Here is a 17,142-nt window from a genome sequence, read left to right on the forward strand (position 1 = left end):
GAGTCGATTACTTCTGGAACCATTTGTCGTAGATGGCTTTGTAGGTGCCATCTTGTTTCACTTTATCCAGCGCGGCGTTGAATTTGCTCTGCAGGTCAGTGTTGCCCTGGCGCAGGGCGATGCCGAGGCCGGTGCCGAAGTAATCTTTGTCGGTCACTTTGTCACCCACGGCAACCAGTTCCGGGCTGGCTTTCAGCCACTCGGTCACCACGGCGGTATCGCCGAAGACAGCGTCGATACGGCCATTCTGCAGATCCAGCTTAGCGTTCTGGTAGCTGTCGTAAGGCACGGTGGTGATTTCCGGGTGCTTGTCGGTGATGTATTTCTGGTGGGTGGTGCCGTTCTGGATACCCACTTTTTTGCCTTTCAGCGCGGCAATATCAGCGTACTTACCCTTCACGCCAACAAACAGCGCGGAGTTGTCATAGTAAGGTTTAGTGAACAGTACCTGTTTTTCACGCTCAGGGGTGATGTCCATCCCCGCCATTACCGCGTCAATACGGCGGAATTTCAGGCTTGGGATCAGGCTGTCGAAGGCCTGATTGGTGAAGGTACAGGTGGCATCGATCTGCTTGCACAGGGCGTTAGCGAGATCAACGTCAAAACCGACGATCTTGTTGTTGGCGTCGATAGACTCAAACGGGGGGTAAGAGGCTTCGGTAGCAAAACGGATAGTCTGTGCGGCGGTAGCAGAAAGGCTCAGAGTGGCTAAAAGAGTGGCCAGCAAAACTTTTTTCATTGTCGTTTTCCCGTTCAACATCAGTGAGAGAGATAGAATTTAAACGCATCGGTTTGCGGGTTAGCAAAGCAGCCGGCATCACCTTGTTCGATGATGTGGCCGTTTTCCATATACACCACGCGGCTGGCGGTTTTACGCGCCACTTCTACTTCATGGGTCACGATGACCTGAGTAATGTTGGTTTCCGCCAGTTCGCGGATAATGCTGACGATCTGCGCGGTGATTTCCGGATCCAGCGCGGCGGTAGGCTCATCAAACAGCAGAATCTGCGGCTCCATCATCAGGGCGCGGGCAATGGCAACGCGCTGCTGCTGGCCGCCGGAAAGGTGCAGCGGATAACGGTCCATGTACGGCTTCAGGCGCAGGCGCTCAAGCAATTTATCGGCGCGTTCACGCGCCTGATCTTTGCTTAATCCGAGCACACGGCAAGGCGCTTCAATCAGGTTTTGCAGCACGGTTAAGTGCGGCCACAGATTGTATTGCTGGAAGACCATGCCGACGTTCTGGCGCAGATCGCGAATCGCTTTGTCGCTGGGGGCTTTGGCAAAATCGAACGTTGTGCCCGCAATGCTCAGCTTGCCGGAACGCGGCATCTCAAGCAGGTTAAGGACGCGCAGCAGAGAACTCTTGCCGGCGCCGCTAGGGCCCAGCAATACCAGTGTCTCGCCCTGCGGGCAATGTAGTGTGATATCGAACAGCGCCTGATGGGCACCGTAAAAGCAATTAATGCTGTCTAGTTGAATACTCATGCGCTGAAGTTGAATAGCAATTGAGGCCGCAAAGGGTACCTTTAACAGAATAGTTATGCAATCTTTGTGCGTTAAAACTTATAAGTAACCACTTATCTTGCCTAAAGTTAGCACAAAATAGCGAGGCGGGTGGTGGCTAAGTATAAAAAACCGGGATCCCTGAATATACCAGACTATTTACAGGGGTTACGTTTCTTCCACCCGCATAGCGTAAGCATAAATTGCCGTTATTTGCCTTCAACTGCCTGACGCAGCGTGCCGGTTGGCGCGTGGCTCGCCACGCCGAGGTAACGCACATCGTCCACCGCCCAGCACTGGCCTTCACGGACCATCAACACTTCATCTTTCCAGGTCTGGCTGCCGCGGGTCAGCTCTACGCGCAGAGGAATATTTCGCGCATCGGTGTTCGGGATAGTTGACGCCGAAGCCACGCTGGCTTTGTCAGGCCCTTCAGACTGGCTGGAGAAGATATCACTGCGGGTAAATGCGCTTTGCGCCGCCGGAGAGGTGCTGGATTTTTGCAGAAGCTGGAACAAGGAATCGCTCAGGTAGGGGCGCAGCGCGGCAACGGAGCTAAGGCCTTCACCCTTGTGCGCGATACGGTAATCATAGAACTGCTGAGCGACGTCATCCGGGCCGCCGCTGACGCAGGGGCCGCTGCGGGTGCCGATGTCTTTGAAGGCCGGAGTGACGGTGGTACAGGCCGACAACACCAGCGCACAGGGAAGAAGAACCAAAGCTGAGCTGCGCATTTTTATTTCCTTATTTTCTCAGGAGGACTACCTTAGCATAGCGTATTGGCTCAAAATCGCGTGGCGATTGCCGGGCTAACATGTTGATGGCAAAGAGAGGAGAACGTGATGCAGTTTACAACGACGCCAGGCCTGGAAGGCCACACCATTACTGAATACTGCGGCGTGGTGACCGGGGAAGCTATCCTGGGTGCCAATATTTTCCGCGATTTTTTTGCCGGGGTTCGCGATATCGTCGGCGGCCGCTCCGGGGCTTATGAAAAAGAGTTACGCAAAGCGCGGGACATCGCGTTTCGTGAAATTCAGGAACAGGCGGAAAGCCTGGGCGCTAACGCCGTGGTCGGGATTGATATCGACTATGAAACCGTCGGCAAGGACGGCAGCATGCTGATGGTTTGCGTCAGCGGGACGGCGGTGAAAACGCGTAAATGAAAACCAGGATCTTAGCGATTGCCCTGGCGCTGTTGCTGGCGGGTTGCGCCGGACAAAAAGGGATTGTCGATCGGGGCAGTTATAAAGTGGACACCACGCATCAGGCTCAGGCCGCTTATCCGCGTGTGAAAATTCTGGTGATCCACTACACGGCGGATGATTTTTCAAGTTCACTTTCCACGCTTACCGATCGTAACGTCAGCGCCCACTATCTTGTTCCTGCCGAGCCGCCTCTGTCCGGCGGGAAGCCCGTTGTCTGGCAGCTGGTGCCGGAAGAACAGCTGGCCTGGCATGCCGGGGTCAGTTTCTGGCGAGGGGCTACGCGGATTAACGACACGTCCGTTGGCATTGAGCTGGAAAACAAAGGTTATACGAGAATAGGGGGCGTTCAGCGCTTTTACCCCTTCAGCCAGCCGCAGATTGCGGTGCTTGAGGATTTAGCGAAGCAGATTATTGCGCGCTATAACATCGCGCCGCAGAACGTGGTCGCTCACGGCGATATTGCGCCGCAGCGCAAGGTTGATCCTGGCCCGCTGTTCCCCTGGAAGCAATTCGCGGAAAAAGGGATTGGCGCATGGCCGGACGCCGCTAGAGTGGCGTTTTATCTTAACGGCCGCGGCCCGCTGCAGCCCGTGGATAAAACCGAGCTGCTGGATGTGCTTTCCCGGTATGGCTACGAAGTGCTGCCAGGCATGACCGAGGCGCAGCAGAAAAGGGTGATTACCGCCTTCCAGATGCATTTCCGCCCGGCCAACTACAGCGGCGAGGCGGATGCGGAGAGCCTGGCGATTGCCGAGGCATTACTGGAAAAATATGGTCAGGGTTAACCGCGGTGTAGCGTGCCGTGATCTTTCAACCACAGCGCGGTACGGCGAATGCCTTCATCGAGGGTCACGATAGGCTGGTAGCCCAGCTCTGTTTCCGCGCGCGTGGTGTCCAGCGTTAAGTCGAAGTTCAGCTTGGAAACACCGTAGTGCGTGAGCACCGGCTCTTTGGCCGATTTATTGCCAAAGTGCTCCAGGCTGCGGGCGATGATATCCAGCATCGGGTATGGCACCGAGCGAATGCGGCATTTGATGCCCAGTTCGTCGATCAGCTTCTGCACGATGGTGCGTAGCGGGCGCGCTTCCATGTTGGTGATGTTGTAGGCGCGGCCAGAAGGTAAATCCTGTTTCTGCGTCGCCAGCCACATCGCGTGTACCGCGTTTTCCAGATAGGTCATATCCACCAGCGCATCGCCGCCGCGCGGCAGCAGCACGCTCCCGTAGTGGCGCATCATCTGCACCAGACGCGGGAAGAATACTTTGTCGTGCGGCCCGAACAGGCTTTGCGGGCGCAGAATGGTAAAACGGGTATTCGGGTTGGCCTGCGCCAGCAGCTGAATCACCTCTTCGCTGGCGGCTTTGCTGCGGGCAAATTCGTTGGCGAAGCGCACCGGGCGAAAATCTTCGCTGATGTTGCGGTGGTGGTGGTAGTCGAAGTAGAGCGACGGCGACGAGATATGAATAAAGTCACGCACGCCCCAGGCCACGGCCCATTCGCCCAGACGGCGCGTGGCGCGGACGTTGGCGAGGTCGAAGGCTTGCTGGGTTCCCCACGGCGAGGTGAAGCTGGAGCAATGCCAGAGCGTGTCGACGTCGGCGAGCATGACCTTTGCCTGGGAAGAAACCAGCTCCGTCAGATCGGCATGGACAAATTCGGCGCCCATTTTCTGCAGCAGTTTGCCCATCGCTTCGTTGCGCCCGGTGGCCCGAACGCTGATGCCCCTGGCGCGTAAATACTCGACCGCGTTTCGGCCTAAACCGCTGGTTGCGCCCGTGACCAGTACCTTCATGTGACCAACTCGTTATGTTTTGGATTAACGCTGCGCATTTTTCCGTGAAACGGCAGCGCATGCAATGGGAATACTGAAAGATTAGGAGCTAACTTCTCTTTTTGATCGAGTTTTGTTCCGCTAAATGAACAATTCGCCGCGCCATTCCCCTAAAGATAAATAAATGGGCGGGGATCATCGTCAGCCAGTAGATCAAACCGGTGCAGCCATGAGGATGCCACCAGGCTCTGACGTCCAGACGGCGCTGCTTGCCATCATCCTGTAAGGTGAACGACAGCCGCCCCAGGCCCGGAGCCTTCATACCGAACAGCAGCGTCAGCTCTTTTTCCGGCTCGGCGATAATCACTTTCCAGCTATCGACGGCATCGCCCACTTCCAACATGGCTTTATCAGGCCGCCCTTTGGCAAGCCGATGCCCGACCAGCAAATCCATCAGCGCGCGGGTTTTCCACAGCACGTTGCCAAAAAAGTAGCCTTCTTTGCCGCCTAGCTTGTTGATCATCTGCCAGAGCGAAGAGAGCGAGGCCTGGGTGGTCAGCGTGCAGCCCGCCTGTTTAGCAAAAAAACCGTAGTCGGGCCGCCAGCGGGCAAACGCCTGGGCGTCGTAGCCCCAGTCCTGCGAGTTAGCAAGCTGGTGTTCGTTGGCCAGCGTCAGCCGCACGGCGTCGTCGAAGCTGATGAGCTGCTGCGGGATAAGTTCACGCAGGCTGCGGTCGTCCGCCAACAAATCGTGCTCGAGCCCCTGAATCAGCGCCTTAGCAATGCCGGGCGGCACCGAGGTAATGACATTCAGAAACCACACGGAAATCCAGCTGGTGGGGAGTGGTACGGGGATCAGCGGGCGGTGGCGGCCGCTGATAGCCATAAAGCGCTCAAACTGTTGCTGATAGCTCAGGACTTCCGGCCCGGCGGCTTCAAACAGGCGATGTTCCGTGGCCGGATGGTCCAGCAGCGCGACGAGGTAATGCAGCAGGTTATCCAACGCTATCGGTGAAGTACGGGAGCGAACCCAACGCGGCGGCGTCAGCACCGGCAGGTTGTACACCATATCCCGCATGACTTCGAAAGCCGCCGAGCCAGCGCCCACAATAATCCCCGCGCGCAGTTCGGTGACCGGTACGCCGGAGTCTCGCAGGATATCCGCGGTGATTTGCCGGGCTTTCAGGTGCTTCGAATGCGTTTGCCCGCTTTTGGCCTGCAATGAGCTGAGGAAAATGACCTGCTTAACCGGATGTTCGGTCAGCGCGTCGCGCATATTCAGCGCGTCGCGCATATTCAGCGCCGCCTGGCGTTCGAACTCCAGAAAATTATCGCCGTCTCCCATGCTGTGGATCAGGTAGTAGACGGTGTCCGCCCCTTCGAGCAGGGCGCCCAGGCTGTGCGGCCAGTGCAAATCTACGTGCCGGCATTCCACGCCTGGCCAGGGCTGTTTTTTCAGCCAGTCAATGCGGCGGGCGGCGGCGGTGACGTGATGCCCCGCCGCCACGAGTAACGGCACCAGGTGCTGGCCAATGTAGCCGCTGGCGCCGAGGACCACTATCCTTTGAGGTTCTGCCATCGTCCCTGAGTCCCGTTAGTTTTGCAGGAAGCTGCGCCAGTGGGCGACGACTTCTGCCAGCTGGCTGCGGGTGACGTCCAGATGGGTAACCAGGCGAGTTGCCGGGCCTGCGCTGATGATGATGCCGCGCTCACGCATATATGGCCCTAAATCTTCTGCTTCTTCCGCCGTCATGCGGACAAAGACCATGTTGGTGTCCTGACGCATCACATCGACGCCGATTTCGCGTAGCTCGCCTGCCAGCCAGTGGGCGTTGTCGTGGTCTTCTTTCAGCCGCTCGACGTTATTTTTCAGCGCATACAGGCCTGCCGCAGCGAGGATACCGGCCTGGCGCATACCGCCGCCGGTCATCTTGCGCCAGCGCACAGCGCGCTTGATGTACTCTTTACTGCCCACCAGCAGGGATCCCACCGGCGTGCCCAGACCTTTCGACAGGCAAATGGTGAAGCTGTCGCAGTAGCGAGTAATCTCTTCCAGCTGGCAGCCGTAGGACACCACGGCGTTAAAAATACGCGCGCCGTCTACGTGCAGCGCCAGGTTGTGTTTGCGGGTGAATTCCCAGGCCTGCTGGAGGTATTCGCGCGGCAGCACTTTGCCGTTATGGGTGTTTTCAAGGCTCAGCAGTTTAGTGCGGGCGAAGTGGATGTCGTCCGGCTTAATTTTTGCCGCGACTTTATCCAGCGGGAGCGTGCCGTCACGATCCGCTTCAATGGGCTGAGGCTGAATGCTGCCCAGCACCGCTGCGCCGCCAGCTTCATACAGGTAGTTATGCGCGGCCTGGCCAACGATATACTCTTCGCCGCGTTCGCAGTGGCTCAGCAAAGCCACGAGGTTGGCCTGCGTGCCGGTAGGTAAAAACAGGGCAGCTTCTTTCCCGCTGATTTTTGCCGCGTATGCCTGAAGCTCGTTAACAGTGGGGTCATCGCCGTAAACATCATCCCCGGTCGGGGCGGCCATTATTTGTTCCAGCATGGCGCGGGAAGGGCGGGTAACGGTATCGCTGCGTAAATCGATCATGACGGGTCCTTTATCGAGAGGCTGCGCCCGGATGGTTATCCGGGCGCCTGAGGCAACCTTCTTTTTTACCGGAACCAGTTGGTTTTCGCCAGCTCGATCACTTCATCTCCTCGCCCGCTGATAATGGCGCGCAGCATATAAAGGCTGAACCCCTTCGCCTGCTCCAGCTTGATCTGCGGCGGGATAGCCAGCTCGTCTTTGGCGACGACAACATCGACTAGCACCGGGCCATCAATGCTGAAGGCCCGTTCCAGCGCGGCGTTCAGCTCCTCGGGTTTCTCAACGCGGATACCGGTAATGCCGCAGGCTTCGGCTATACGGGCAAAGTTGGTATCGTGCAGTTCGGTCCCGTCGGTGAGGTAGCCCCCGGCTTTCATCTCCATCGCCACAAAACCGAGCACGCTGTTGTTGAACACCACGATTTTAATCGGCAACTTCATTTGCGAAACGGACAGGAAGTCGCCCATCAGCATGCTGAAGCCGCCGTCACCGCACATCGCCACCACCTGGCGTTCGGGCGCGGTGGCTTTGGCGCCCAGCGCCTGTGGCATAGCGTTGGCCATTGAGCCGTGGTTAAACGAACCCAGCAGGCGGCGCTTACCGTTCATTTTCAGGTAGCGCGCGGCCCAGACGGTGGGGGTGCCCACGTCGCAGGTAAAAATGGCGTCATCGGCGGCGTAATGGCTGATTTGCTGTGCCAGATATTGCGGGTGAATTTGCTTGCCTTCGGTGGGTTTGGCTAGCTCATCCAGTCCTTCCCGCGCTTTGCGGTAATCCTCCAGTGCTTTGTCGAGGAAGCTGCGATTGGTTTTCTCTTCCAGCATGGGCAGCAGGGCAGACAGCGTGGCTTTGATATCGCCCACCAGCGCCATGTCGACTTTGCTGTGCGCGCCGATGCTGCCGGGGTTGATATCAATCTGGATAATTTTTGCGTCCGTCGGGTAGAACGCGCGGTAGGGGAACTGGGTGCCGAGCAGGATCAGCGTATCGGCGTTCATCATGGTGTGGAAGCCGGATGAGAAGCCGATTAATCCGGTCATGCCAACGTCGTAAGGGTTGTCGTACTCAACGTGCTCTTTGCCGCGCAGGGCGTGAACAATGGGCGCTTTCAGGGTTGCTGCCAGCTGCACCAGCTCAGTATGCGCTCCTGCGCAGCCGCTGCCGCACATCAGGGCGATATTGTCGTTGTAGCGCAGCAGTTGGGCGAGTTTTTTAAGCTCATCGTGAGGGGGAACCACGATGGGCTGCGGTGCAGGATACCAGTGCGTCGTGGCATGTTCTGGCGCGGGTTTGAGCGCCACGTCACCAGGCAGCACTACCACGGAAACGCCCCGGTTCAGAATAGCTTTGCGCATGGCAATCGCTAATACCTGCGGGATCTGCTCCGGGTTAGAAACCAGTTCGCAATAGTGGCTGCATTCGCGAAAAAGCTCTTCGGGGTGCGTTTCCTGGAAGTAACCGCTGCCAATTTCGCTGGAGGGAATATGGGCTGCAATGGCGAGAACGGGCACGTGATTGCGGTGGCAATCGTACAGGCCGTTTATCAGGTGCAGGTTACCTGGCCCGCATGAACCGGCGCAGACAGCAAGCTCGCCGGTGAGGTGCGCTTCGGCCCCGGCGGCGAAAGCGGCCACTTCTTCATGGCGAGTTGGCATCCATTTAATCGTGCCCATCCGGTTGAGGCTGTCGCTGAGGCCGTTCAGCGAATCACCAGTGACGCCCCAGATACGTTTCACGCCCGCGCTCTCAAGGGTTTTGGCCAGCCAGGCCGCTACGGATTGTTTCATCGGTTTTCCTTGTCCAGTGTGATAGCGCTTACAAGCTTAGTTCAATTCCACGTAACGGCGGGGAATGGCCTCCCTAAAATTGGGGCTATTTGTTAGCAAATATTAAGCGTAAATTATTCTCGTTATCATTTTAAAAGGTTGGCAATTCATATGGTTACTAAATTGTTAAATGCAGTGAATGGCGCGCTGAATAAAGACGATCTGGGGAAACTTTTACTGCGTCTGGCGGTAGGCGGCCTGATGCTGTTTCACGGCCTGCACAAGTTGTTTGGCGGTGTGGGCGGAATTAAAGGAATGCTGGCGGCGCACGGCATCCCGGAGTTTGTCGCCTACGGCGTGCTGCTGGGCGAGGTGCTTGCGCCGCTGCTGATTATTTTAGGGATCCTAACGCGCCTGTCCGCGCTTGGGCTGGCGTGCACGATGATTGTGGCCTGGCTACTGGTGGGCGTGGGGGAAACCTTTATGCTGGATAAAACCGGGGCCTGGGGCATTGAAAGCCTGATGTACTTTTTCCTCGGCGCGCTGGCGATAGTCTTTTGTGGTGGAGGGCGTTACGCGTTTGGTAAGTCTGCCTGGCGGTAAAAAAAGAAGAGGCACCGTGAAGGTGCCTCTTTAAGGTCAAGCGAGCACAAGGTCGCTTTGAGGATGGCAGGAGCAGGCCAGAACGTAGCCGCTGGCAATTTCCTCTTCGGTCAGCGCCATGGTGCTGGAGACGGTATAGTCGCCGGAGACCACTTTTGTTTTACAGCAGCCGCAAACCCCGGCGCGGCAGGCGGCATTCACCGGCACGCGATTACTCTCCAGGGCGGCAAGCAGCGTACTGCCTACCGGCGAGTAAAACTCACGCATCGGCTGGAGCGTGGTGAACTTCAGGCCACCCGCTGAGGGTGCTGCGGCTGGCGTGAAGAACACTTCCTGGTAAAACGCCGTGACGCCCAGCGCTTTTACTTCCTTCTCAACCATAGCCATATAAGGCGCAGGCCCACAGGTCATGACTGTCCGGCTGGCGATATCCGGCACCGCGGCCAGGATCTCGCGAGTCAGTCGCCCGGCAATAAAGCCGTGGGTGGCGTTGTTTTCTGCCACCAGCGTGACCGGGTAATGCCGCCATTCGTCAGCAAAAATCACGTCCTGCGGGGAGCGCACGTTATAGATGACCTGCACGTCCGCCTGTGGGCGATGCTTAGCCAGCCAGCGGCGCATGGCCATAATGGGCGTGACGCCGCAGCCCGCCGCCAGCAGCAGATAGCGCTCCGACACGATGTTTTCACAGCTGAACTCGCCCTGCGCTTCAGACAGCCACAGGTAGTCGCCGATTTTCACTTCTCCGGTCAGCCACTCCGAGCCAGCGCCGCCGTCGATGCGCCGTACCGTCAGCGTGATGAATTCACTGAGGCCCGGTGTGGAAGAGATCGTGTAGGCCCGCAGCGTCTCGCTGCCGTTGCGGATGCTCACCAGCGCATATTGCCCGACTTTGTAGGGATAGAAGTCGTGGTTAATCAGCGACAGCGTCCAGACATCCGGCGTTTCCTGATGAATATGGTGTACCTGCATTCGGTACGGGCACAGCGGCGTTGGCATGGTCATGGCTACTCCTTACGCGCTCATTAACTGTTGGATGTCTTGCTCAACGGTAGTGATGGCGCGCAGGCCAAATTTCTCGTTCAGTACCGCCAGCAGATTTGGCGTCAGGAAACCCGGTGCGGTCGGGCCGGTGACGATATTTGTGACGCCTAGCGACAGTAGCGTGAGCAGAATCACAATCGCTTTTTGCTCAAACCATGAGAGCACCAGACTCAGCGGCAGGTCATTCACGCCACAGCCGAGTTTCTCAGCGAGGGTGACCGCCAGAATAATCGCTGAATAAGCGTCGTTACACTGGCCGGCATCCACCAGGCGAGGCAGCCCTTCGATGTTGCCGAAGTCCAGCTTGTTGAAGCGGTATTTGCCGCAGGCCAGGGTCAGGATCAGGCAGTCCTTCGGTACGCTGGTGGCGAAGTCGGTGAAGTAGTTACGTTCTCCGCGTGCGCCGTCGCAGCCGCCGACCAGGAAGATGTGGCGAAGTTTTTCACGGCTGACCAGATCGATGAGCGTGTCCGCCGCACCCAGCAGCGTCTGGCGGCCAAAACCGACGGTGATCAGATGCTCGATTTCGCTGTACGGGAAACCGGCCATTTGCTGGGCCTGGGTAATCACCGGGCCAAAGTTGTCGCCTTCGAGGTGGCTGACGCCTGGCCAGCCGACGATGCTGCGGGTCCAGATGCGGTCATCGTACGAGCCCACGGTTGGGTCGATGATGCAGTTGGAAGTCATGACAATAGGGCCAGGGAAGCGGGCGAATTCCGTTTGCTGGTTCTGCCAGCCGCTACCGTAGTTGCCGACCAGGTGTTTGAATTTACGCAGTTCGGGATAGCCGTGCGCCGGGAGCATTTCGCCGTGGGTGTAGACGTTCACGCCGGTGCCTTCGGTTTGCTCGAGCAGGTTATAGAGATCTTTTAGGTCATGGCCGGAAATCAGGATGCACTTCCCGGCTACCGGGCGAACGTTAACCTGGGTTGGGGTTGGATGGCCGTATTTACCGGTTTCCCCCTGATCCAGAATGCTCATCACTTTGAAGTTCATCTGGCCGATTTCCATGGAGCAGTCCAGCAGGGCGCCCATGTCCGCAGGCCAGGTGCCAAGCCACGCCATGATTTTGTGGTACTGGGCGTAGATATCGTTGTCGTACTGGCCCAGGACGTGCGCGTGTTCCATGTAAGCGGCAGCGCCTTTCATGCCGTACAGGCACAGGAGACGCAGGCCGAGAATATCTTCGCCAATGTCGGCTTTGTCACGGTTTGGCGTGAATTCGGCGGCCTGGCGCTGTAGCTCACCGAGGTCGCTGCTGGTCAGCTGAAGTTCTGCCATCGGGTTGGCTACGGTTGCTGCAGGATCTATAGCCAGCGTGCGGGTTTTCAGATCTTCGCGCATAGCAATGGCATCACGGGCATAGCCAACGATGCGGGCGGAGTCGAAGTTCACGTTGGTCAGCGTTGAGAAAAAGGCGCGGGGAGCAAAGTTATCAATCTCGTGGTCGATAATGCCTCGTTCGCGCGCGGCCACTGCCCAGGCGGACAGGCCCTGCAATGTCGCGATCAGAAGATCCTGTAGATCGGAAGTCTGGGCCGTTTTACCGCAGACGCCTTGGGCATAGGCGCAGCCGTCGCCGGCCGGGGTACGGATGGTCTGTTCACATTGCACACAAAACATGATGTCACCTTAAAGTTATATTTTAAATACATGTTTAAGGTTAGGCTGCGGCTTAACAGGTTAAAAGGACTTTTTGGTGCAACTTAAAGGGAGATTGATATAGCTCAACTTTGGCGGCAGCAGGCTACCGCCAGAGAGGTATCAGGCGGCGAAGAAGGCGATGAGCAGCGGAGTCAGCAGGCTAAGAATAAACCCGTGAACGATAGCGGCAGGCACGATTTCCACGCCGCCGCTGCGCTGCAGCACCGGTAGGGTGAAGTCCATCGAGGTAGCACCACAAAGACCGAGCGCCGTTGATCGACTGCGGCGCACCAGCGCCGGAATAAGCATAATAGCCAGTAATTCCCGCACCAGATCGTTAAAGAAGGTCGCGCTGCCAATTACCGGCCCGTAGGACTCGGTCATCAGGATCCCGGACAGCGAATACCAGCCGAACCCGGAAGCCATCGCGAGGCCTGTTTTTATCGGCAGGCCAAGCAGCAGGGCGTTAATCACCCCTGCGACCATTGAGCTGAACACGACCACAATGGCGACGATAATGCCGCGACGATTAAGCACGATTTGCCGGAAGGTCATGCCGCTGTTGCGAAGCTGGATCCCGACCAGCAGCAGCAGGAAGATAAGCGTGTATTCGCTGGCCTCAGTGGCGTATTTGAGCACGTCGAACCCGGTCAGCCCCAGCAGGAAGCCCAAGGCCACAACGCCGCAGAGCTGTAAGGACTCCAGGGCCATCGCCAGGCGCGAGGGCAGTTTTTCCTGTTTATGCTGATGCCGCCACGGGAGAGAGCGTTCCAGCAGCAGAAGGCCGGCGATGTTACACAGCAGGATCACTATGACGCTTATCACCGAGTAATGCAGGATAGTCAGCAGGTTGCTGGCGAGATTATCCAGAAACGCCAGGCTAATGCCCATCAGGAACAGGATCACGTAAACAATCCAGCCCAGCAGTCGGTGAATCAGCCTGAGCAGATGAGTTTGTTTCAATGGGATCAGGTAACCGACGAGCAACGGCACCAGGATAATAAGTAATCCTGACAGCATGGGAGGGACAATCCTTGTAGTTAAAATGTTACGACGGATGTCACACTACCGAAAGAAAGGAATCGAGTCGAGTAGGGGAGAAGAAAAAGGTTTGCGCGGGGAAAAAAAGAAAATAGCAGGCTTACCGGGGTAAGCCTGCCTGGGAACTTAGCTGCGTTTTTCCAGCAGAGTACGGTAAATAATACCGCCCAGGATCCCGCCAATAATAGGCATGACCCAGAAAAGCCACAGTTGATCCAGCGCCCAGCCACCCTGGAAAATAGCCACTGCGGTACTGCGCGCAGGGTTTACGGAGGTGTTGGTAACCGGAATACTAATTAAGTGAATTAAAGTTAATGCCAGGCCAATGGCTATTGGCGCAAAACCCGGTGCAGCAAATTTGTCCGTTGCACCGTGAATAACAATCAGGAAGCCACAGGTTAATACGATTTCAATCACAATGGCGGACAGCATGGAATATCCACCCGGTGAATGTTCGCCGTAGCCGTTAGAAGCAAAACCGCTGGCTGCTGCATCAAAGCCTGCTTTACCGCTGGCGATTAAATAAAGGATAGCGGCTGCGACAATCCCGCCAATCACCTGGGCAATAATGTAGCCAATCACTTCTTTAGCCGGGAAGCGGCCGCCGGCCCAGAGGCCAAGAGTGACGGCCGGGTTAAAGTGACCACCGGAAATATGACCGACGGCAAAAGCCATGGTCAGCACGGTTAAACCAAATGCCAGCGCGACGCCGACAAAGCCAATGCCTAATTCCGGGAATGCTGCCGCTAATACTGCGCTACCACAGCCACCAAATACCAGCCAGAACGTCCCGAAGAACTCGGCTGCTAATTTTCTAAACATAACCACCTCTGATAAAAGCCAGAAACAATGCAAGGTTCAGGCGCTAAATCACATGACCCTGACTGTCGCTAATTCACCGTCATTAAGTGAATGACGAAAGTAATATTAAATGCGCGTTAATATTAGGTATTTCGCCAATTCGCCACCAGCACAATAAATTCCAGTTTTTTGATTTAGGGCAATGAGGTGTTATTCCTTTTCTGAGGAGAGGTAGCAGAAGTATAGGTTATCTTTGAATGAAGTAAGAATATTCTGGATAATAAAAAAATACGTCTCAGCACGAATTGATTATGGTAAGTGCGGCACGTGTTTATCGCGTAACGCTTTGACATTGTGTGGTTACATTGCCCTTCGGGTTGCCGCTATACTCGAAAAGGACGCTGGATGAAAGCGGATGCACAGGAGGCGGTATGTTTCTCGAGCGAGTTGAGATGGTTGGTTTTCGCGGTATTAACCGTTTGTCGTTAATGCTTGAGCAAAACAACGTGCTGATTGGCGAAAATGCCTGGGGTAAATCCAGCCTGTTAGATGCGCTGACCTTGTTACTTTCCCCGCACAGGGAGCTGTACCATTTTGTTCGCGAAGATTTCTACTTTCCCCCTGGCGAGCTGCATGGGCGAGAGAGTCACCTGCAAATTATCCTGACCTTCCGCGAGGCGGCGTCTGGCCACCATTTAGGACGGCGGTATCGTAATCTTTCCCCGGTTTGGGTGGAAGGGAACGACGGCTTTCATCGTATTTATTACCGTCTGGAAGGAGAGCTTGGGGATGAAGGGACGGTTTTAACCCTGCGAAGCTTTCTTAATGCCCACGGCCAGCCGCTGGCGCTGGACGAAATTGACGACATGGCCATGAATATCACACGGCTGAACCCCGTGCTGCGCCTCAGGGATGCCAGATTCATGCGGCGACTGCGCAACGGCAGCATGCCCGAAATGCCGGAAACGGAGCTGACCGCGCGCCAGCTCGATTTCCTGGCGCGAGAGCTGGTATCAAGGCCGCAAAACCTTACCGATGCGCAGCTACGGCAGGGGCTGTCGGCCATGGTGCAGCTGCTTGAACACTATTTCTCTGAACAAGGCGCGATAGCTCACCAGCGGCTGATGCGACGACGCTCTCATGATGAGCAGCGCAGCTGGCGCTATCTGGATGTGATCAACCGCATGATCGACAAGCCCGGCAGCCGTTCGCATCGGATGATCCTGCTGGGCATGTTTTCCACGTTGCTGCAGGCGAAGGGGAGTATTGCGCTCGACAGGGACGCTCGCCCCTTGCTGCTGGTGGAAGATCCTGAAACTCGTTTGCACCCGATTATGCTCTCTGTTGCCTGGCACTTGCTGAATTTGCTGCCGCTGCAAAAAATTACTACGACAAATTCCGGAGAGTTGCTCTCGTTGACGCCGGTAGAACAGGTTTGTCGGCTGGTGCGTGAATCCTCCCGGGTAGCTGCATGGCGGTTAGGACCGGGCGGCATGAACGCGGAGGACAGCCGGCGAATTGCTTTTCACATTCGTTTTAACCGCGCGTCCTCGCTTTTTGCTCGCTGCTGGTTGCTGGTAGAAGGCGAGACCGAAGTGTGGGTGATGAACGAACTGGCGCGGCAGTGTGGACATCATTTCGATGCTGAAGGCGTGAAGGTTATCGAGTTTGCACAATCCGGCCTGCGCCCGCTGATTAAATTCGCTCGCAGGATGGGCATTGAATGGCATGTGCTGGTGGACGGGGATGATGCCGGTAAAAAATATGCGGCAACCGTACGCGGCTTGCTGGACAACGACCGCGATCGGGAGCGTGAACATTTGACGGCGTTACCTGCGCTGGATATGGAGCATTTTATGTATCGGCAGGGTTTTTCAGATGTGTTTCATCGCGTGGCTCAGTTGCCCGAAAATGTGCCGATGAATTTGCGCAGGATTATTACCAAAGCGATTCATCGCTCGTCAAAGCCGGATTTAGCCATCGAAGTGGCGCTGGAAGCCGGGCGCCGGGGCGTGGATGCGGTCCCGCCTTTACTGAGGAAAATGTTCTCCAGGGTACTCTGGCTGGCGCGTGGCCGGGCGGATTAGCGCCCGGCTGATAATGCAGATTTAGAAATGACTGTTGATGCTGCTCATCATACCGTCGAGCAGTTCATAGCGGCGGCGATACTCCGCACGTTTTTTGCTGGCAATATCTTCCAGCGGTTTGCGTTCCACGCAGGACGGTAGGGCAAACAGGCCATCGGCGCGAGGTTCGCCGCTCATGGACTGCCAGAAACTGTCATAGTCTGCATGTAGACTGTCTTTTTTCTTCTTCTCGTAGCGCCATGAACGGTAAATATGCGTGCTGTTGCCTACGGCCAGAATGCGCTCTGCGTCGAAAAGTTTTGCCAGTTCACACGCAACCTCAAGCAGTATGCGTTTAGGGAACAATCCGTGGCAGGCTTTAGTTGCAGCCTGTATAGCTTCATGAGGCACCCAGGGTTTTGCGCCCTGCAGGCAGCCAATAAAGAAAGTGTTCTTACCTTCGAACTGGTTGAGCGTGAAGGTTATGCGCGCCAGGGGAACGCCCTCTTCATTACAGAAATTAAGGAAGGCTTCACCTTCTTTACCTTCTATATCGTGCGAGGTGAGATCGATAAACATCAACTCGTTGTTTTTACCTACCAGCGAGGCCAGACGGTAACCTTCGGTAGAGAAATGCCCGTTAAGTAACTTTTTCGGCATTTTCTCGGCAATTTTCTGGTAGTGGTAAGCGATAGTATCCCGCGTATCCTTACGTTTCAGCGGCATCGCAAGGTAAGGGCGATGCAGTCGGCATGGCAGACCCGGTTGAGCGTTCAGCATGTTGGCAAGATGTGGCTGGCTTGCCAGGTTTTTCATCAGGCTGGCGGTATACACCGGCATCGCCAGCGAGCGTAAAATAAACTTGCGGCGGTAAGCCTTCTTGCCCCAGGATGCTCCCGGCTGCCACTCCCCCGTCGCGAGGGAAAGGAAGAGTTTCCAGCCTGTTTGAGGCAGGGTTTCGGTAACATGCGCGGCAGCGATCTGGGACATAATAACAACCTGATATTCGGGAAAGATGGCACTATTTCAGCACGCCGGATGTCAACCGACGTTCAATAACTGTTACATATCTTCACATTGTGCAGTTTGTTTAAGA

16 protein-coding genes are annotated in these 17,142 nt (G+C 56.2%); 4 read left to right on the forward strand and 12 right to left on the reverse strand.

From position 1 onward, the window contains the following. Nucleotides 1-7: 7 nt before the first annotated feature. The 3 genes from artJ to B9Y90_RS16885 all read right to left on the reverse strand — a co-directional run bounded on the left by artJ (nucleotide 8) and on the right by B9Y90_RS16885 (nucleotide 2,240). On the reverse strand, nucleotides 8-739 hold the full coding sequence (artJ, locus tag B9Y90_RS16875; RefSeq protein WP_008461077.1) for an arginine ABC transporter substrate-binding protein: 732 nt from the start codon (nucleotides 737-739) through the stop codon (nucleotides 8-10). Between the two features lie 20 nt (nucleotides 740-759). Continuing rightward, nucleotides 760-1,488: an arginine ABC transporter ATP-binding protein ArtP gene (gene artP, locus B9Y90_RS16880; RefSeq protein WP_039291449.1), complete on the reverse strand. Its 729-nt coding sequence runs from the start codon at nucleotides 1,486-1,488 to the stop codon at nucleotides 760-762. Nucleotides 1,489-1,715: 227 nt separating this feature from the next. Continuing rightward, nucleotides 1,716-2,240 carry a lipoprotein gene (locus B9Y90_RS16885; protein ID WP_085541960.1) on the reverse strand — a complete coding sequence of 175 codons (525 nt, stop codon included), beginning with the start codon at nucleotides 2,238-2,240 and terminating at the stop codon, nucleotides 1,716-1,718. Between the two features lie 108 nt (nucleotides 2,241-2,348). Here B9Y90_RS16885 and B9Y90_RS16890 point away from each other — a divergent pair, with 108 nt between their 5' ends. Both B9Y90_RS16890 and B9Y90_RS16895 read left to right on the forward strand, forming a co-directional pair. Continuing rightward, a complete protein-coding gene (locus B9Y90_RS16890) occupies nucleotides 2,349-2,672 on the forward strand; it encodes a heavy metal-binding domain-containing protein (protein WP_008461083.1) in 324 nt (107 codons plus the stop codon). Further along, a complete protein-coding gene (locus B9Y90_RS16895) occupies nucleotides 2,669-3,499 on the forward strand; it encodes an N-acetylmuramoyl-L-alanine amidase (protein WP_085541961.1) in 831 nt (276 codons plus the stop codon). Before B9Y90_RS16890 ends, B9Y90_RS16895 begins: the two co-directional genes overlap by 4 nt. On the opposite strand, the gene B9Y90_RS16900 is transcribed toward B9Y90_RS16895, so the two are convergent. From B9Y90_RS16900 to poxB, 4 genes are all read right to left on the reverse strand, one after another. Next, nucleotides 3,496-4,506 carry an NAD-dependent epimerase/dehydratase family protein gene (locus B9Y90_RS16900; protein ID WP_039291455.1) on the reverse strand — a complete coding sequence of 337 codons (1,011 nt, stop codon included), beginning with the start codon at nucleotides 4,504-4,506 and terminating at the stop codon, nucleotides 3,496-3,498. The genes B9Y90_RS16895 and B9Y90_RS16900 overlap by 4 nt on opposite strands. Before the next feature lie 88 nt (nucleotides 4,507-4,594). Then, nucleotides 4,595-6,064 (reverse strand): SDR family oxidoreductase, encoded by a 1,470-nt coding sequence (locus B9Y90_RS16905; RefSeq protein ID WP_085541962.1) that lies wholly within the window; start codon nucleotides 6,062-6,064, stop codon nucleotides 4,595-4,597. A gap of 15 nt (nucleotides 6,065-6,079) precedes the next feature. Further along, a complete protein-coding gene (gene ltaE, locus B9Y90_RS16910; protein WP_085541963.1) occupies nucleotides 6,080-7,081 on the reverse strand; it encodes a low-specificity L-threonine aldolase in 1,002 nt (333 codons plus the stop codon). A gap of 65 nt (nucleotides 7,082-7,146) precedes the next feature. Continuing rightward, a complete protein-coding gene (gene poxB / locus B9Y90_RS16915) occupies nucleotides 7,147-8,868 on the reverse strand; it encodes a ubiquinone-dependent pyruvate dehydrogenase (protein ID WP_085541964.1) in 1,722 nt (573 codons plus the stop codon). 150 nt (nucleotides 8,869-9,018) lie between these two features. Here poxB and B9Y90_RS16920 point away from each other — a divergent pair, with 150 nt between their 5' ends. Continuing rightward, nucleotides 9,019-9,450: a DoxX family protein gene (locus B9Y90_RS16920; RefSeq protein WP_039291460.1), complete on the forward strand. Its 432-nt coding sequence runs from the start codon at nucleotides 9,019-9,021 to the stop codon at nucleotides 9,448-9,450. Nucleotides 9,451-9,486: 36 nt separating this feature from the next. Here B9Y90_RS16920 and hcr read toward each other — a convergent pair whose 3' ends face one another. From hcr to aqpZ, 4 genes are all read right to left on the reverse strand, one after another. Then, entirely contained in the window at nucleotides 9,487-10,455 is a 969-nt protein-coding gene (hcr, locus tag B9Y90_RS16925) for an NADH oxidoreductase (protein ID WP_085541965.1), read from the reverse strand. A 9-nt stretch (nucleotides 10,456-10,464) separates the two neighbouring features. Continuing rightward, nucleotides 10,465-12,117, reverse strand: coding sequence for a hydroxylamine reductase (gene hcp, locus B9Y90_RS16930; protein ID WP_085541966.1), 1,653 nt, complete (start codon nucleotides 12,115-12,117; stop codon nucleotides 10,465-10,467). Nucleotides 12,118-12,258: 141 nt separating this feature from the next. After that, on the reverse strand, nucleotides 12,259-13,158 hold the full coding sequence (locus tag B9Y90_RS16940; protein ID WP_085541967.1) for a LysO family transporter: 900 nt from the start codon (nucleotides 13,156-13,158) through the stop codon (nucleotides 12,259-12,261). Nucleotides 13,159-13,305: 147 nt separating this feature from the next. Then, nucleotides 13,306-14,001, reverse strand: a complete 696-nt coding sequence (gene aqpZ / locus B9Y90_RS16945) for an aquaporin Z (RefSeq protein ID WP_039291469.1) — start codon at nucleotides 13,999-14,001, stop codon at nucleotides 13,306-13,308. A gap of 410 nt (nucleotides 14,002-14,411) precedes the next feature. Here aqpZ and B9Y90_RS16950 point away from each other — a divergent pair, with 410 nt between their 5' ends. Next, a complete protein-coding gene (locus B9Y90_RS16950; protein WP_039291470.1) occupies nucleotides 14,412-16,067 on the forward strand; it encodes an ATP-dependent endonuclease in 1,656 nt (551 codons plus the stop codon). A gap of 21 nt (nucleotides 16,068-16,088) precedes the next feature. Here B9Y90_RS16950 and B9Y90_RS16955 read toward each other — a convergent pair whose 3' ends face one another. Then, nucleotides 16,089-17,036, reverse strand: coding sequence for a VirK/YbjX family protein (locus tag B9Y90_RS16955; protein ID WP_085541968.1), 948 nt, complete (start codon nucleotides 17,034-17,036; stop codon nucleotides 16,089-16,091). Between the last annotated feature and the right edge of the window lie 106 nt (nucleotides 17,037-17,142).

The sequence above is a fragment of the Cedecea sp. NFIX57 genome (assembly GCF_900177785.1).
Classification (GTDB): Bacteria; Pseudomonadota; Gammaproteobacteria; order Enterobacterales; family Enterobacteriaceae; genus Cedecea; species Cedecea neteri_C.

Excerpts from the sequence above, each read along its gene's own strand:
- B9Y90_RS16900 (WP_039291455.1), bottom strand. The coding sequence starts at position 4,506 with ATGAAGGTACTGGTCACGGGCGCAACCAGCGGTTTAGGCCGAAACGCG.
- hcr (WP_085541965.1), bottom strand. The coding sequence starts at position 10,455 with ATGACCATGCCAACGCCGCTGTGCCCGTACCGAATGCAGGTACACCAT.
- ltaE (WP_085541963.1), bottom strand. The coding sequence starts at position 7,081 with ATGATCGATTTACGCAGCGATACCGTTACCCGCCCTTCCCGCGCCATG.
- artP (WP_039291449.1), bottom strand. The coding sequence starts at position 1,488 with ATGAGTATTCAACTAGACAGCATTAATTGCTTTTACGGTGCCCATCAG.
- artJ (WP_008461077.1), bottom strand. The coding sequence starts at position 739 with ATGAAAAAAGTTTTGCTGGCCACTCTTTTAGCCACTCTGAGCCTTTCT.
- B9Y90_RS16920 (WP_039291460.1), top strand. The coding sequence starts at position 9,019 with ATGGTTACTAAATTGTTAAATGCAGTGAATGGCGCGCTGAATAAAGAC.
- poxB (WP_085541964.1), bottom strand. The coding sequence starts at position 8,868 with ATGAAACAATCCGTAGCGGCCTGGCTGGCCAAAACCCTTGAGAGCGCG.
- B9Y90_RS16955 (WP_085541968.1), bottom strand. The coding sequence starts at position 17,036 with ATGTCCCAGATCGCTGCCGCGCATGTTACCGAAACCCTGCCTCAAACA.
- B9Y90_RS16950 (WP_039291470.1), top strand. The coding sequence starts at position 14,412 with ATGTTTCTCGAGCGAGTTGAGATGGTTGGTTTTCGCGGTATTAACCGT.
- B9Y90_RS16895 (WP_085541961.1), top strand. The coding sequence starts at position 2,669 with ATGAAAACCAGGATCTTAGCGATTGCCCTGGCGCTGTTGCTGGCGGGT.
- B9Y90_RS16885 (WP_085541960.1), bottom strand. The coding sequence starts at position 2,240 with ATGCGCAGCTCAGCTTTGGTTCTTCTTCCCTGTGCGCTGGTGTTGTCG.
- B9Y90_RS16905 (WP_085541962.1), bottom strand. The coding sequence starts at position 6,064 with ATGGCAGAACCTCAAAGGATAGTGGTCCTCGGCGCCAGCGGCTACATT.
- B9Y90_RS16890 (WP_008461083.1), top strand. The coding sequence starts at position 2,349 with ATGCAGTTTACAACGACGCCAGGCCTGGAAGGCCACACCATTACTGAA.
- hcp (WP_085541966.1), bottom strand. The coding sequence starts at position 12,117 with ATGTTTTGTGTGCAATGTGAACAGACCATCCGTACCCCGGCCGGCGAC.
- B9Y90_RS16940 (WP_085541967.1), bottom strand. The coding sequence starts at position 13,158 with ATGCTGTCAGGATTACTTATTATCCTGGTGCCGTTGCTCGTCGGTTAC.
- aqpZ (WP_039291469.1), bottom strand. The coding sequence starts at position 14,001 with ATGTTTAGAAAATTAGCAGCCGAGTTCTTCGGGACGTTCTGGCTGGTA.